General features: G+C 40.2%; 13 protein-coding genes. 6 read left to right on the forward strand and 7 right to left on the reverse strand.

Translation table 11 applies throughout. The annotated features are described in order from the left end of the window. Positions 1–8: 8 nt before the first annotated feature. The 5 genes from FSC11_RS08375 to FSC11_RS08395 all read left to right on the forward strand — a co-directional run bounded on the left by FSC11_RS08375 (position 9) and on the right by FSC11_RS08395 (position 6,354). A complete protein-coding gene (locus tag FSC11_RS08375; RefSeq protein ID WP_163166282.1) occupies positions 9–857 on the forward strand; it encodes an RNA methyltransferase in 849 nt (282 codons plus the stop codon). Beyond that, positions 857–1,666, forward strand: a complete 810-nt coding sequence (gene cysE, locus FSC11_RS08380) for a serine O-acetyltransferase (RefSeq protein WP_163166283.1) — start codon at positions 857–859, stop codon at positions 1,664–1,666. Before FSC11_RS08375 ends, cysE begins: the two co-directional genes overlap by 1 nt. 105 nt (positions 1,667–1,771) lie before the next feature. Further along, the gene (locus FSC11_RS08385) at positions 1,772–2,680 is read left to right on the forward strand and encodes an ABUW_2363 family tetratricopeptide repeat lipoprotein (protein ID WP_004812606.1); all 909 of its coding nucleotides are present in this window, start codon (positions 1,772–1,774) and stop codon (positions 2,678–2,680) included. A gap of 118 nt (positions 2,681–2,798) precedes the next feature. Then, complete coding sequence (locus FSC11_RS08390) at positions 2,799–4,820, forward strand: alpha/beta hydrolase (RefSeq protein WP_163166285.1); 2,022 nt, start codon at positions 2,799–2,801, stop codon at positions 4,818–4,820. Positions 4,821–5,115: 295 nt separating this feature from the next. Beyond that, a complete protein-coding gene (locus FSC11_RS08395; RefSeq protein WP_163166287.1) occupies positions 5,116–6,354 on the forward strand; it encodes a GGDEF domain-containing protein in 1,239 nt (412 codons plus the stop codon). A 376-nt stretch (positions 6,355–6,730) separates the two neighbouring features. Here FSC11_RS08395 and FSC11_RS08400 read toward each other — a convergent pair whose 3' ends face one another. Genes FSC11_RS08400 through FSC11_RS08415 form a run of 4 tightly spaced genes read right to left on the reverse strand, consistent with a single transcriptional unit; the run spans position 6,731 to position 13,621 of the window. Next, a complete protein-coding gene (locus FSC11_RS08400; RefSeq protein ID WP_163166289.1) occupies positions 6,731–8,731 on the reverse strand; it encodes a DUF262 domain-containing protein in 2,001 nt (666 codons plus the stop codon). Then, on the reverse strand, positions 8,731–10,146 hold the full coding sequence (locus tag FSC11_RS08405; protein ID WP_163166291.1) for a DUF262 domain-containing protein: 1,416 nt from the start codon (positions 10,144–10,146) through the stop codon (positions 8,731–8,733). The genes FSC11_RS08400 and FSC11_RS08405 overlap by 1 nt, the downstream gene beginning before the upstream one ends. After that, positions 10,143–10,709, reverse strand: a complete 567-nt coding sequence (locus FSC11_RS08410; protein ID WP_163166293.1) for a macro domain-containing protein — start codon at positions 10,707–10,709, stop codon at positions 10,143–10,145. The genes FSC11_RS08405 and FSC11_RS08410 overlap by 4 nt, the downstream gene beginning before the upstream one ends. Continuing rightward, the gene (locus FSC11_RS08415) at positions 10,709–13,621 is read right to left on the reverse strand and encodes a type I restriction endonuclease subunit R (RefSeq protein ID WP_163166295.1); all 2,913 of its coding nucleotides are present in this window, start codon (positions 13,619–13,621) and stop codon (positions 10,709–10,711) included. The genes FSC11_RS08410 and FSC11_RS08415 overlap by 1 nt, the downstream gene beginning before the upstream one ends. A 101-nt stretch (positions 13,622–13,722) precedes the next feature. Between FSC11_RS08415 and FSC11_RS08420 the strand changes: the two genes are divergently transcribed. After that, the gene (locus FSC11_RS08420) at positions 13,723–14,064 is read left to right on the forward strand and encodes a hypothetical protein (RefSeq protein ID WP_163166297.1); all 342 of its coding nucleotides are present in this window, start codon (positions 13,723–13,725) and stop codon (positions 14,062–14,064) included. 67 nt (positions 14,065–14,131) lie between these two features. On the opposite strand, the gene FSC11_RS08425 is transcribed toward FSC11_RS08420, so the two are convergent. Genes FSC11_RS08425 through FSC11_RS08435 form a run of 3 tightly spaced genes read right to left on the reverse strand, consistent with a single transcriptional unit; the run spans position 14,132 to position 15,673 of the window. Then, on the reverse strand, positions 14,132–14,398 hold the full coding sequence (locus FSC11_RS08425; RefSeq protein ID WP_163166299.1) for a hypothetical protein: 267 nt from the start codon (positions 14,396–14,398) through the stop codon (positions 14,132–14,134). Between the two features lie 11 nt (positions 14,399–14,409). After that, complete coding sequence (locus tag FSC11_RS08430) at positions 14,410–14,775, reverse strand: hypothetical protein (protein WP_171521709.1); 366 nt, start codon at positions 14,773–14,775, stop codon at positions 14,410–14,412. 19 nt (positions 14,776–14,794) lie between these two features. Beyond that, the gene (locus FSC11_RS08435) at positions 14,795–15,673 is read right to left on the reverse strand and encodes a hypothetical protein (protein ID WP_163166301.1); all 879 of its coding nucleotides are present in this window, start codon (positions 15,671–15,673) and stop codon (positions 14,795–14,797) included. Positions 15,674–15,678 lie beyond the last annotated feature (5 nt).

Consider the following 15,678-nt stretch of genomic DNA (forward strand, 5'->3'; position numbering starts at 1 on the left):
GAATCATCATGAGTCAAATTGACAATGCTGCTGTTTCAGCACATCTCTCCCATGTGCGTATTGTCATGGTTAATACCACCCTGCCTGCCAATATCGGTAGTGCTTTACGTGCCATGAAAACTATGGGCCTGTCCAAGCTGGTTCTGGTTGCACCAAAAACCTATCCACATCCGGATATTGATGCCTTGGCTGCAGGTGCGACCGATCTGATCGAGCAGATTGAAATCGTCGAGACACTGGAAGACGCGATCAAAGATCGCCAGATCGTTTTTGGAACCAGTGCACGTAGCCGCACGATTCCCTGGCCTCTTCTGGATGTGCGTCCTGCGGCTGAAAAAGCGCTGTCTGCGGTCGTGCAAGAGCAACAGGAAATTGCGATTCTGTTTGGTCGTGAAGACCGTGGCCTGACCAATGAAGAACTGGCAATGGCGAATTATCACCTCACTATTCCAGTGAATACTGACTACGGCGTACTCAATGTCGCACAAGCAATTCAGGTCATCTGCTATGAACTGCGTATGGCTGCATTGGATCAGGTAGAACATCCACGTGATGCTAAAGCCACCATGCAGGTCATTGATGGCATTGAAATGGAATGGGATGAACCGCTGGTGAATCATGAACAGATGGAACAGTTCTATCCTCATCTGGAAAAAATGCTGGCAGAAATTGAGTTTATGGATCCTAAAAATCCACGATTGCTACCTTTACGCTTGCGTCGCCTATTTGGACGTATACAATTAGATCGTATGGAATATCATTTACTCCGTGGTATTTTCAGCCGGGTTCAGGCCTTGAATAATGGCACCTGGAAGAAATCTTCACACACTACCCAACAGGACAAGGATCAAATCTAATGTTTAAACAGCTCAAAGAGGATATACAGGCTGTCTTCGCGCGTGATCCTGCTGCACGCAACACCCTGGAAGTCTTGACCACATATCCTGGTATTCACGCGCTGATGATGCATCGTGTGGCACATGAACTGTGGAACAAAAACTGTAAAGGCACAGCACGTGCTTTATCCTCATTCAGCCGTTTTGCTACAGGAATTGAAATCCATCCGGGTGCCAAGATTGGCCGCCGTTTCTTTATTGACCATGGTATGGGTGTGGTGATTGGTGAGACAGCTGAAATTGGTGATGATGTTACTCTTTATCACGGTGTGACCTTGGGTGGTACGACCTGGAATAAAGGCAAACGTCATCCAACCCTGGAAGATGGTGTGGTTGTGGGCGCTGGCGCAAAAATTCTCGGTCCGTTTACAGTTGGTAAAAATGCCAAGGTCGGTTCTAATGCTGTTGTAACCAAAGCCGTACCGGCCAATACCACAGCGGTCGGTAATCCTGCCCGGTTTATTACCAAAGACCAGCCGAAAGATGAAGCTGAAGCACGTCGACGTGATTATGCAGAAAGTATTGGTTTCCAGCCTTATGCAACGACACAAGATCAGTCTGATCCGATTATTGAAGGTATGCGGGTTCTACTTGACCGTATTCAACAAAATGAAAAACGCATGAATATGCTTTGTAACCGTTTATCTATGCTTGACCCTACTTTCAAGAAAAACCAGCTGAATGAACATCCACTCAGCAAGGAAGATCTAAAGATTCTGGAAGAAGCTCGCCGTGAGTGCGAAGCACAGACTTCTCAGTCTAAGGCCTGATCAAAAACGGTAACACGCCGTAACTTGCATGTTCGCTACAGTTTTCTTAGACTGACGAACATGCAATCTCACAATTTTTCAAAATAACATAAATGGATGTATATCATGACATTTAAGCCTTTGGCACTTGCCTGCTTCGCAGCGCTGGCATTGACCGCATGTTCAACTCCATCTTCAAAGCAAGACACACCTAAAAATGCAATGGTGTTCGCTGAGCCGGAACTGACCCCACCCTTTTATGCATTAAATCCATTCAATTATAACGAACCACCTCCATTTGAAGTGCACTTGCAGAAAGCTGCTGCTGCGCCTGTCACCAAAATGGTGGTGAACCGTGCTGATAACCCATCAGAAAAAATTACCCTTGATGTGAATCGTCTGATCATTCCAACCGTAAACAGCAATACGCGTTCTATGCGTTATGCGACTTTAGCTGGGCCGAATGAAATTGATATCACTGAAATTGATGATTTCTTGCAATTAGTTGAAGGTAAAGCACGACACTATCCACCACGTTTCAGTGACCGTCAGGAACGTAGAGGCTTTGAACTGAAACTGAAACGTGTCACTCAGGAACTCGATACTTTAGCTGCCAACAATAATGCCTCTTTTGATATTTTAATGCGTGCATTTAAAGCCAGCGTTATGGCGCGTAACCTGGACCTAGGTTCAGTCTATACTACTAAATCATTGGCTTATGCACAGCGTATTCTGAAATTGAACCAGGATGATGCTGAAGCCAACTTCTGGTTCGGTTTTGGTCTGTCTGAGGGTGGCGGTCAGCGTGAAGCGATTCCTTATCTGGAAAAAGCCATGAAAGCTGGTGTTCAGGAAGCCTATTTATCTGCGGCAAACAACTACATTGCCATGGAAAATAAAAAGAATGCAGTTCAGGTGCTGAAAAATTACAAGGTGAAATACCCACAAGAAGCACAAGTAGCAGACCAGCTGATTCAGGAAATTGAGAAGCAAGGTCGCTGGAATGTATGGCAAGTGCTGACACCCAAAAATTAAAGTGAAAATGCTCGTGATCTGAGTTACAAAATAGACTGCTTCGGCAGTCTTTTTTCTGATAAAAATAAGTAGAATACAAAACATTATTTCAATATTTAACTGAGCATTCAGATTTCATATGCACTATAAAATGAATAAAGCATTCGTCCTCTGTTCACTCTTATTCACCACAGTCCTGACCGGCTGTCAGGTGGTCAGTGTGAAAGAACAAGCCTTCAATGTCACCATCAGTAATGAACGTGACAGCATTTTAACCAGAGATAAACTGAGTGAAGCCAGCCTGAATGTTCTGTCCATGACTGGGCGTGAAGCACGCATCTGTACTGAACAACCGCAGGAATGCGTAGAGGCACTCAAGGAGATCCCGCAGATTCTGGACGAACAGCTTCTGTCTACTGCCAGTGAGTTGTATCTGGCCAAATCGCTGCAATTGGGTAAAGGTTCAGAATGCAAAAGCAGCGTTCTGACCAAGACCCAATCTGAAGAAAAAAAGCAGCTACAAAAACAGAATATCCAGAAATGCCAAGATCAGCAGCTGGCGATGCTGGATCAAAGTATTCGTTATAGCTATGCCTATCTGTTCAAAACCCAGCGTGCGCCACAAGATCGTATCTTTGACAACCGTCAGGTACAGATTCGTGACTTTTATAACCTGGCGATCTCGCATTTGATCCATGTTTATTCCGAGCGTCATCAGGCCAAAGAAGGCAGCCGCAAGATTCAGGTCGGCAACAGCATTTATACAGTAGATTTCGAAAACTATCCTGAAATTAAGGACCAGCCTTTTGAGAAGCTCATGTCGACCTATAACATGAATTTCTCTGGTTTACGTTCAATTACCCGTCGAGATGGTTTTGGTTCGGAATTTGTAGTGGTCCTTCCCGAAGAAAAACGTATCACACCAAATAAAAAATATATTGTCGACCCACTGAATTTCAAATATGCAGAAGGCAGCAATCCGAATATTCATTCGGCGCGTTATCTGGCCACTACTATTACCGCAGTTCCTAAATCTGCGACCAGTATTGATCAAATTATTAACGGTCCGGAATTCCAGCTCAAACTGCATGATCCTTACAAACATGAAAAAGTAACTGTTGCAGGTAAACAATATGCGCTGGCTGCAAATTTCTCGGCACCCTATGGCCTATGGCTGGCTGAAAATAACTTAGGACGTGCTGCCTATCTGGTGCTGATTGACCGGGATGACAACCTGATTATGCCGCATCTTTATATGCTCGAACCCTACAACCCGAAGAAAAAAGTTATTGTCCTGATCCATGGCTTGGCCAGCAGTCCTGAAGCCTGGATCCGTCTCACCAATGACATCATGGGTGATCCGGTACTGCGGGAAAATTTCCAGGTCTGGCAGGTATTCTATTCAACCAATATGCCAATTCTGGAGAGCCGTTATCAGATCAATGCCCTAATCCAGCAAGGTTTCCAACGCATCAATGCGCAGGATCCTGCCAAGAAAGATGCCGTACTGGTTGGTCATAGTATGGGTGGGGTGATCGCCCGCCTCTTGGTAAGTGATGCCAATCTGATTCCACGTACTGAAGAGCTGATTAATAATAGCCGCCGTATCGAACGGTTCCGCAATAATCCATTATTTAAAGCACGTTTGCAGCTTAAACCGATTCCAAACTTTAGCCGGGGGATTTTTTTGGCTACCCCACATCGCGGAACTGATTATGCAGATCGCTGGTTTACCTTGGCGGCCCGTAAAATTATCCGTTTACCGGGCGCATTTCTGGGCGCATTTGCAGATACCTTACAAGGTGATATTGGACTGGATGATTTCATCAAGGAAGTTGGCCATGACATGATTCAGAACGGTCCAAGCGATTTATCCAAAAATTCGAAATTCAATGCCCTGACCCGTGATGTCGTGCCATACAAAGGCTTTAAGTTCCACAACATTATAGGTAATACGACAGATAGTACCGATAAATCAGTGATGACAGATGATGTGGTTCCCTATCAAAGTGCCGAGCTAAAAGGTGCAATTTCTGAGGAAATTATTAAAGGTGGTCATTCGATTCAGGAAACGCCTGAAGCTGTACTCGAGTTACGTCGTATCTTAAGGTTGCACCTGACTGAACTCGGTTTATATCAGCCGCAAAAAGTACTGAAATAAGTATAAAAAACCGAAGTTAAAACTTCGGTTTTTTTATTTTCTCTCTTGTGAAATAGTTATAAATCTCAAGTTACTTGATTTCAGGTAATGGAAATTGATGAGCATTTCTAAGAGATGATAAAGATAGTAAGACAATCAAATTAATTTCTTGTGATTTATATGAAATATAATTTTTTTATATATAAAAGGATATTTCTTGAGCAGGATACTTTATCTGTGCTATCAATAGTTTAACCGTTCGATACAATACAGTATCAGTAGTTAAATGACTTTATTTGCTTAGTAATGGTACTTTATGAAATTAGCTGGCTCTAAACAGATTAGCCATGAAAAAGTAAATGAGCTGATTGCACATGGACTGAACTATGTGTATTTCAGAAAAGAACTCGAGCCAATCTATCGCCAGCAATACCGTGACGAAGCTGCTTATGAATTTCGTTTTCGGGGCAGCATTATTCTGGTTCTGTATTTTGTGCTCAGTTACGGGATTTTTCAGACCATTTCAATCGATGAAAAACTGATTCATTGGCTTTCTCTGTATGCCTGGGTTGGGGTAATTACCATCGCAGTTTGGTTAATGTCGTTTAGCAAGCCGTTTAATCGTTTCTTTGACCTGTATACCACGTTAGGTGCGACCAGTGCGGTCGCGATTTCTTTTGTGATTATTCCCGTGATTGGCCAGGATATTGATAATGATGCCCTGCTGCACGTGGCCATGATGTATGCAGTCGTCATTAACTATAGCTTTGTCGGTATGCGCTTTTATTCAGCACTCATTGCGGGTTGGGGCGGTGGACTGATTGGTTATCTGGTCACGGTTTCTCTCAACTACAATATTGACTGGACCTTTTTACATCGTACCTATACGTTTAGCAGTCTCCTTGGGATGATTATTGCCTATGCGATTGACCGCCAGCATCGTGAGAACTATTTGCAGAATTGTATTATCGAACTGCATAAAGAGGAACTGACTCAACAGGCACAAGAACTGGAACGGCTGACCCAACTTGATGCGCTCACTGGCCTTGCTAATCGACGCTATTTGACAGAATATCTGGACACGCAATGGCGCCACGCACTACGACATCAAGCGCCTTTAAGTATCATGATGGTGGATATAGATTATTTTAAAAACTATAACGACCATTTTGGACACATTGCCGGTGACGCATGTCTACAATTGGTAGCCCAACAGTTACAAGGCATTTCTTCCCGCAGTATGGAACTGGCAGCACGTTATGGTGGAGAAGAATTTTTACTGGTTTATCCTTATATCGATGAATTAGAAATACAGAAAATTGCCCAGGAGCTGATCCAACGCATCAATGCTTTGCAGCTGTTCCATCCTGCCAGTCAGGTCTCGGGTCATGTCACGGTGAGTATTGGCTGTGCCAGTATCAAGCCTCAGGAAAATGATCGCCTGGCTGATTTTATTGCTCAGGCTGATGAAGCGCTGTATGCTGCAAAAGCAGAGGGTCGTAATCGTTTTAAGATCGCTCCTCGTCAGTCTAAAAACAATGTATATATGATTTAGGCCTGACTCCGATCCATATTTTTCGTGTTTAAAACCGGCAATCTTTCATTAGACTCGACAGAAGTCATCGAATCCATTTCTTTCTAAAAATTAATTTTGCTAGACTTAGCTCAATACACATTTTGCATGGCTGTTTTGATGGTTTCTGCTTGGGCAAATGAATAGCGACTATATTGCCTTCAGCTCATCAGCCTTAACCAGTCTGCCCATTATTTTTTAAAGGATTTCTTCTTAATGACCAGTTCAGAACTCATGGCTGATCTTTCTACCCTAACACCTATGATGCATTAGTATCTTATTATTGATTTTATTATATTTTTTATAACCACTTGAGATTTAGTACACTAAAAGGTATACATAATAAAAAAGCATGCCTCTAAGAGCATGCTTTTCCGTTTAAATCTTCTATCAGTAACTCTATCATATCATGCTGATGTTTTTCTATACTCGCTTCATTCCACTCAGATTCGTTCTTCTCAACAATCTGCATCATCAACTCTAACTTCAAACTGATTGGTACTTTCGTATGCTTCCTTAGCCAATTCGCTTTTTGAATCGGCATATCATTAGTAAGTGAAGAGTTTTCACTTTGATTCACTAAGCCTAAATTACCAAAACTATGTAACACCGATTTATCAGTAAATGCATCGCCTACTTTAGGTTCCTGTGGATAAAAATGCTCAATCGAGTCCTTATAACTAAAGTAAAACTTATTATGACTCCCTTCTTCCTTCTTTAACAAAAGATAATCTAAATAGTTAAAACAGAAGTAAGGAATCTTTCCATAAGTAAACTGCGTTTTTATGTCTTCTGCAGTGACCGCAGGGTTACGATCAAATTCATCGCCATACATGAAACTTTCATAGTCTTGCTTTGTACTTAAGTACCGCTTCTTGATCAAAGTACGTGCCAAATTTTCCACAAATGCAAAATAGGCAGTTAAGCTAATTCCTTTGTCACTATGATCTATGAGCCAATATAAAACACTCAACAACCAGTTCTTACGTGCATGCGTAGGGTAGGAAACATGAAATGCTGATAGAAGCATCACAAGGTTTCTTTGACCGCCTTCTAATGCTAATTCATTTTCCCCTTCCTGTTCAGATTGTGAAAAGGTATTTACATAGCTCACATTACCAGAACTATAGTATTTAGGCTTCTTGAGTGACCAACCTTTATATTGCGGACTATTCTCACGTTTGATGACATACAGATCGAAGAGATATCGTGTTTTCAAAAGGAGGTAGACAAAGTCTTTTGCATGACTTGCATCTACAATCGTGTTTTTAAAGCTGTCTAATAACGTCTTATCATCGAGTGCAATCTTGCTAGCGTCGTCATCTTTCAATTGAGTTTTGACATATATTTTCAAAACCTGCATCAGGAAGTTTGGATAATCAATGATGCTTGCAAAACGTTCACTCGACTCTTCATTTGGCTTCTGACTCACAGGAACAGGATTAAGCTTTAGAATTCCTTCCAAAGTGAGCTTATCCCCATAAGAGCTCTTCCCCTCAGTACTCGCATCTTTCGATGGAGTTTCTCTAGGCAGGCATGACTTAAGGTGTTCATAGTCTTTGACACACCATTCATGATATGAACCACCAAATATTTGCTTTCTATCTGTGGGGCTAAAACCATATGCCACATATTTGTACATATCTTGGCAAGCTGACCATACCTGATGAACAACATGACGATCTTCATTCTCAGCACTTAACAAACTCAGAAAATGAGCCTTAATCACTTCATGGGCTTCTAACTGTTCCCCACGGTTATTCAGTGCATCAAAATAATGTGTCACATCTGCAAGCTCTGGAATCATGGTACGTAAAATTACAACATGATCCAATAAATAGTCTGCAAACTCTGCAAGCCTATCTTCTTGGACAATCTTGAGGCATTCTTCCTGAATAATGCGATAACCTCTGAGAATAGCGTGATCCCCATATTCTGCATTTAATCGTTCTATTTTTTGTTCAATAGATTGATCACTGACAAACTTCCAAAGTGAATTTAGGAGAATTGCTGACTTTTCACGGCTTTCAAAACTTAAATGTATGCCATTAAATTGATCTAGCTTTTTATTTTTAAGTTTAGATTTTAAGAATAAAGCTAAAAGATTTAAGGTTGTGAAACGTTGCTGTCCATCTAATACTTCAAAGTAATGCTCTTTTTTTGCGACCACCAAACTTCCAATATAATAGTTTGCACGACTGGTCTGTGACTTTAGATAATAATCATAAACATCCTGTATCAATGCTCGAATCTGTGGTCGTCCCCAAGCATAATTTCTTTGGTATACAGGAATTTGGTAGTTAATATCTTCGCTCAATAGTTGCAAGATGGTATATGGCTTTGAGGGCGCTTTAGACATTATTCTTGCTCCGCCATGTATTTCATTTCTTTGAACAATTTTTCAACACCTTTAGCTTTGCTTGTTAGGCTAGCTTTAATATAGATATCCAAGGAAAAATTAAAAAAGTCTTTCGGTCGTAATGATTGATCCAAACGCCTAAAGAGATTCTGACCTATCACATGGTTCTCAATACTGGACTCATAAATACTGGATTGCTTAAGGCGTAAACTGTATGCCCAAATAAATCCTATCTCCAAAGCATTAGAAAACTCCGCTTCGCCAAAGCGATCATAGTAAGCCAACAAAAAAGCATTGAGCACTTTTCGGACATAGCCATCACCTGTTCTGTTCTTACCCGTATACTCATAGTCTTTAGGATTGGTACCATTAATGACTGTCCAAATTTTTTTCGACATTGCTGTGGTTAATAATGGCTCCACCCAATCGTCATAATCTCGTAAATTAAGTAATGCTAAAGCTTTGCTTTCATAATGGCTAAACCACTCAAAAAAACGTCGCCCATTGATCATGGTTTGAGTGATTTGAAATGGGTAAGCCAAATGTATGTTATCTACCTTACGGAAGCGATCATTGTTGTACTCATCAACCATACTGTGCAAGATACGATATGATTGGCTCAGTGGAAACTGATCTTCCTGATGCAGTGACAAACCTTTAAAACCTTCCACCTGCTCTTTACCAAAGGTGAATGCCTTTTCCCCTTTCGTCCATTGTCTGATGGGATATAGGAGATGAGAAAATATCCGATGAACTTCCTGCTCATCCCTCTGCTCCCATTGCTTAACAGCTTTCGTTTTCAACTCAGATTCTGATGGATCAAATTCTCTCAGGTGATATGCCTTCAACAAATCATGTGGATGAAGATCTAATCCTCTCGAATTCTGCGAGTCAAAAAATTGGAATGCTTCAGAAAGTTTGCTTAGTTCAACAATCACGAACTCACATTTACTTAGAAGAATATCAATATATTCTTCTAAAGGCTTTGAGCGAGGTTTATCAATCAGCTTTTCAACAACTTCGTAATTGCGACGCAAATTTTCTTGGCTAATACGACATGCAGGAATACCCAAACTGAACTCAGGCAACGCTAGCTTGTTAAGTTGAGCTTTTTTGGCTTTCAAAGCATGCCAAATTAAATAAAAAGTGAGTGTGCGTTGCTGACCATCTACGATATCGCTTTTTGCTTCTATAGAGCCTTTATGTAAAACAATTGTCCCTAGACGATACTTATAACGATCATCATCACGGTTCTTTGCTGTAATACCTGCAACAAAATAATCTAAGTCATCAAACAGTGTTCTGACATGCTTTTCTGTCCACTTATAAGGACGTTGATAATCAGGAATAGTTAAATGCTGTTCGTACAGTTCTTTTAACGAGATCACTCTCGGAGTGAGTGTTGCAGTGGTCATATTTTTTCGATCTTAATTTCTAAATTTTCATCATGCAGATTGCTCAAGATATTCTGATAAATCTTATAAATATCAGCATCTTTAATAACAAAAACCACCTCATCAATCCATGAATAATTTGGCAAGGTAGACAATAATGTTCCTATCGCTATTTCTCCTGCCAATTGCTTTGGAAAGGCATAAACACCAGTAGAGATAGAAGGAAATGAAACTTTTTTAGCACGTACTTCATTCGCTTTGATCAAGGCATTTGAGTATGCACTACATAGTAATTCTGCTTCATTATGCTCACCATCCAACCATCTTGGTCCAACAGCATGGATAAGATATTGTGCTGGTAAATCGCCTGCAATGGTGACTTCTGCCTGCCCTGTAGGACATCCTCCTTTAAGCTTATTCAGCTCTATACAAGCTTGCTTCATTTGCAAGCCTGCTTTTTTATGGATGACATAATCTAGACCACTACCACCTAATAGTGATTTATTCGCAGAATTCACAATTGCGTCCACAGGGTAAGTGGTGATGTCTCCCTGTAACAATGTCACTCGCTTTTTAGTACTCATTACAATTTCAAACTATATCGGCTTAATAATTCAGATGTTTTTACATGTAACTCTGCAAAGTAACGATTACGCTTGAGCAATGGCGGTTTTTGAATCGGGAGTTCTTTAATTTCATGCGACAATGGAAGACGCTCGGTAAAATTAAAGTTATCTGCCACTTTATCAAACTCTGGCTTTTTCAATTGCTCATCACGACAGAAACCCTCATAGGCTTGTGCTCGCTCTGCATCCCAAAATGCTGAGAATGCCTGCTTCACTGTTTGACCTGTGATCATCTTCGGCAATTGTTCATTGATGAATTTTTCAATCAGGTCTTTTTTGTTATACATCTTGGCATCATTGTTCAGCATATCCATCAACTCTTTTTTGCGTTGATCTTTCTGTGCCTGAGTTGATGCTCCTGCAATCAGTCCAAGCAGTGCCATGATGTAATCTTGATTCACTCGATCGTTATGCACCAATTCAAGTTGGAAGTCGATATCATCTAAGACAGAGACTTTGTCCTTAGCATCTGATGGCTGTTTGATGCGGTTATAGAGGTCTTTATATTTCCCTTTATAGTCCTCCAAATCTTGCGGACTAATCGGTGCCTTATTTTTATCAAACTCGGTAAACATATTGAGTAAGTTGCTCAGGCGTAGAACCTCTCTAAATGTTTCCACGAATTTTAACTGTTCAGCTTCAAGCTTTAAGTCATCTACATTCTGACAGTTTGGCGTCAATGTTTTTAACTGTGCTACTGCTGTTTCGTACTGTCCTAAGAAAACACTCATTTCAGGCACAGTGACGATATCAACGGTATTTTTATTTGAGAATAAAGCCAGTGCTTTATCTGTCGCCTGTTTTAAATTGCGATAACACACGACGTTACCGAATGGCTTAGATGGTTTGTATACACGGTTGGTACGCGAGAATGCCTGAATCAAGCCATGATATTTTAAGTTTTTATCGACATAGATTGTATTGAGTGGTTTAGAGTCAAACCCTGTCAGGAACATATTCACCACAAGCAGTAAGTCGATCTGCTCATCTTTTTTATACTTGATGTTATAGAACTTCACACGCTTACCGAGGTTCTGATAATACTCATAGAAGCTGTCTGTGGTGTTGTAGCTTGATCTATAGGTTGCATTGTACTGTGCGATATAACGATCCAATTTGGCTTTACGTGACTCATCTACGCTGTTTGGTGCATCCACAGGCTCTTCAGCAATCATGCCTGCTTCAGTTTCTTCAATGCTTGCTTGCTGATCTTGCTCTTCTGTCGCATATGAAAATATCGTTCTAACGGAGATAGGCTGAAAATAGCTTTCATTGCGTTTCGCCTCTTCCGCCATTTCTGCCTGTACTTTCTCAAAGAGCTCATAGTACTGAATCAAGTTCTCGACTGAACTAACACAGAACATGGCACAGAACTCTCGGTTCTTAGTCTTTTTGTCATGGATACTTAAAATATGACGAACAATTTTTTCCAAACGTTCTGGATTGTCATACAGCTCTTTGGTATCAATTCTTTCAACCTGCTCAGTTGTCCCACTAGCATCCGAACTGCTGTATTTACCCCAATAATCAATTTGAAACGGCAATACGTTTCTGTCCGTGATTGCATCTACAATCAGGTATTCATGTAGTCTTACAGGGAATAGATACTCTGTCGTAAAGGTTTCGCCTGATTTCTTTAAACTGTTGGTTGCAAAGATCGGTGTGCCTGTAAAGCCAAACATCTGTGCATTTTTAAAGAAGCGTTTGATGTTCTGATGTGTTTCACCAAATTGACTACGGTGACATTCATCAAAGATAAAAATGACTTTTTCATCTTGTAGATCCGCCATCTCTTTTTGGTGTCGATCTTTGGTAATTGCATTATTCAGCTTTTGGATGGTGGTGAGAACAAGACGATTATCTAAAGAGCGTAACTGTTTGATAAGATTAGCTGTGTTGTTGGTGCTGTCTACAGAGCCTTCTCGATAGGCATTGAATTCTGTATAGGTTTGCTCATCTAGATCCTTACGGTCAACCACAAAAATGACACGACGAATTTCAGGATTTCTAATCAGCAATTGACTTGCCTTAAACGAAGTTAATGTTTTACCTGAACCCGTTGTATGCCAGATATAAGCATTTTCCTTTGAGGTCTGTACGTGCTGAACCATACGCTCAATCGCATAGATTTGGTATGGGCGCAGAATCATCAGAAATTCATCTGAGTGATGCAAGACAATGTACTGAGACAACATCTTGAAAGCATGTGCAGGATTTAAAAATGCTTTCGTAAATTCTGTAAGATCATTGATGTTTTTATTGTTCTCATCTGCCCAAGGGAAAGCGAACTCAATACTCTGCGTACCATTAGCATAATACAAACAGTTGACGCCGTTGCTAATCACAAAGAATTGGATATAGCCAAATAATCCTTCCCCTGCTTTATAGGCTGTTTTTGCGTATTCGATGGTTTGCTTAAAGGCTTGCTGTATTTCTACGCCACGGCGTTTCAATTCGATTTGAATCAATGGAAAGCCATTCACCAATAAGGTGACATCAAAGCGACTAGTTCTGCCATTTAAAGCAGAATGGTCAGATACAATTTGGTTAGAAACTTGGTAATGGTTGTCTGTTGTAGTTTCACCTAGAAAGCATAGGTGTTTGACTGTGCCATCATCGAATTTCAGTGGGAAGCGGTCACGTAACAGCTGTGCCTTTGCAAACACAGAAGTTTCTTTGGTGAGGTAATGCCAGACCTGTTTCCACTCTTGTTCAGAGAATGGATTTGGGAGTTGATTCAGTTTTTGAATTTGCGTTTTGAGGTTATCAAGCAATGCCTGTTCTGTACGCAAAAACATGCGTTCATAGCCTAGCCCTTCAAGTTGTTGAATAAAGCTATTTTCTAACTCAAGTTCTGCTTGTGTACCCACTCTTTCATCTCTTCTTTAATATTTATAAAGCAATGATTTACATCATTTTAAAATGTTAAAATACCACTTATTCAGTGCATTTCATATACAACGGAAGGTTTATGGCTATTTTTGATGAAAAATTTAGTGATTCTTTTTATTTTCTAACAGTTGATGGAGAAAAACTCTTTCCTGTCATGCAAGAGAATGAGAAGACCAAGGAACTACATTTTAGAATAGGAGCTAGCGGTTCAGCTCGTGTTTTAAACGATGTAGATCCTAAAAAGTGTGCTTTAGAAGTAAGCGAGTTGGAGATGTTTGATGCTGTTGTAAATCAAGGTTTCTTTACACGAATTAAGCTCGTAAAAGGTATGAAAAAGCCTCAGTATAACTATCGCAATAAAAAAAGTCGGGGAGTAAAAGAGCTAGTAATTAATCCTGATTGGTTGCACCTCAAAAAGTAATATACCAATGAACTACATAGCTAAAAAATCAGAGCCCTAAAGCTCTGATTTAATGAATCTCTATAATTTATGACCCAATATAATCTCCTTCTGGAGACCACTTCTTTTCTTCAAATTCCCTATAACTAGGATATTCATACGTATCCTTTTCATAGTAATCATCTCGCTCATAGCGATAAGGCTCATAATCATCTTTTTGATAATCATCGTCTTTATCGTCTGATGAAAAACATGAAACCAACAAAAAGAGGATAAAAGCCAACCCCAAAAGCATTTGGAAGATTTCCCAAGCCTTTGCTAAGACCTGCTTTATTCGAATCCACAACTCAGACACATGAGAACTCACTATTTCATCAAGCGTAAAAATTGAGGATTATTCACCTTCATTTGCAGATTGTTTTTGTATTCTTCAATCGTTCCTCGAGCACAAAAACGCTTGCCCACCATGCCATCAATACGCCCAAAACGCTCTTCAAACCATTTGTAGTTATTGTCCCAAACTAACAACGTAAGTGTTTGATTCGGGTACGTTCTATCAAGATTCAAGTAATGGCGATTGTCAAAGTGTTTGACTTCAGCCAATTGACCACATGCCATCACTGATTTACCGACATGAAATGGTGCTTTAATTGCCTCAATTTTAACTTCCTGAGCTGTAGCACTAACACTTGCTATAGCCAAAATAGACGTCGCTAAAATTTTTTTAAACATGTTCTATCCCCTGATACATTTAATGATGTGAAATTTGATTTTCTATAGAGTTAATAACAATTTGAGGAATACCCTTATAGCTTTCGATTAAGCCAGTGATACAAATATTGCTACCCTCTGATGCTGGCATGATGTTATTTGACCAAATTACCGCACTGAATTTATGTTTTGGATATCTTCCACCAAAATTTATATATGTTGCTTTTGCTGTTTGTGAAATTTGACTGACTTCACCACAGACAGTCATATTTTCCCCAATATATGCATCGGCTTCATAGACTGAAATCTGACTGGATGACGATAAATTTGTATCGTCTTTATTTCCTTCAAATGGATTTGCGACAGTCGGTTCAACAATCTCTCTTAGTTGAGCAACAGGTTGAATTTCAGATGGTGTACTTTCTACCTGTCGTTTATTGGCTACTACTGGAGTAAATCTCTCAGGTAAATTTTGATTTTCCTGACCAATTAATGATTCTTCTTGTGACGGAACAGTAATTTCATCTCCTATTGCAGAAGTACCAAAATCTGCTTCAGACCTCGAATCACTTTTCGAAACTATCAAGTAACCTACTATCAAAACGATGAAAACAATTAGGCAAGCAATCATAGCCTTGTAGTGCTTATTCTTACGCATTTGTTCTTGGTAAATAGGATCAAGCCCAGCTTGCTTTCTCAGCTCTAAGTCTTGTTCAGCTTTCTGTCGCTGTACCTCTAGCTCTTGTTCAGTTTTCTTTCTCTGTGCTTCTAAGGCTAATGCATCTCGTTTTTTCTTTTGCTCAAGATCGTATCGCTCTTTTTCTTTCAGCTCCTGATAAGTCTCTGAAAAGAAATTGCAAATACTTAGAACAATCATGACCGCTACGAAAATTGCAAAACCAATAGCAAATTCAAACATTCCGT

The sequence above is a fragment of the Acinetobacter schindleri genome, from assembly GCF_010918895.1.
Lineage (GTDB): Bacteria > Pseudomonadota > Gammaproteobacteria > Pseudomonadales > Moraxellaceae > Acinetobacter > Acinetobacter schindleri.

Coding starts and splice junctions, on each gene's coding strand:
- FSC11_RS08375 (WP_163166282.1), top strand. CDS start 9: ATGAGTCAAATTGACAATGCTGCTGTTTCAGCACATCTCTCCCATGTG.
- cysE (WP_163166283.1), top strand. CDS start 857: ATGTTTAAACAGCTCAAAGAGGATATACAGGCTGTCTTCGCGCGTGAT.
- FSC11_RS08385 (WP_004812606.1), top strand. CDS start 1,772: ATGACATTTAAGCCTTTGGCACTTGCCTGCTTCGCAGCGCTGGCATTG.
- FSC11_RS08390 (WP_163166285.1), top strand. CDS start 2,799: ATGCACTATAAAATGAATAAAGCATTCGTCCTCTGTTCACTCTTATTC.
- FSC11_RS08395 (WP_163166287.1), top strand. CDS start 5,116: ATGAAATTAGCTGGCTCTAAACAGATTAGCCATGAAAAAGTAAATGAG.
- FSC11_RS08400 (WP_163166289.1), bottom strand. CDS start 8,731: ATGTCTAAAGCGCCCTCAAAGCCATATACCATCTTGCAACTATTGAGC.
- FSC11_RS08405 (WP_163166291.1), bottom strand. CDS start 10,146: ATGACCACTGCAACACTCACTCCGAGAGTGATCTCGTTAAAAGAACTG.
- FSC11_RS08410 (WP_163166293.1), bottom strand. CDS start 10,709: ATGAGTACTAAAAAGCGAGTGACATTGTTACAGGGAGACATCACCACT.
- FSC11_RS08420 (WP_163166297.1), top strand. CDS start 13,723: ATGGCTATTTTTGATGAAAAATTTAGTGATTCTTTTTATTTTCTAACA.
- FSC11_RS08430 (WP_171521709.1), bottom strand. CDS start 14,775: ATGTTTAAAAAAATTTTAGCGACGTCTATTTTGGCTATAGCAAGTGTT.
- FSC11_RS08435 (WP_163166301.1), bottom strand. CDS start 15,673: ATGTTTGAATTTGCTATTGGTTTTGCAATTTTCGTAGCGGTCATGATT.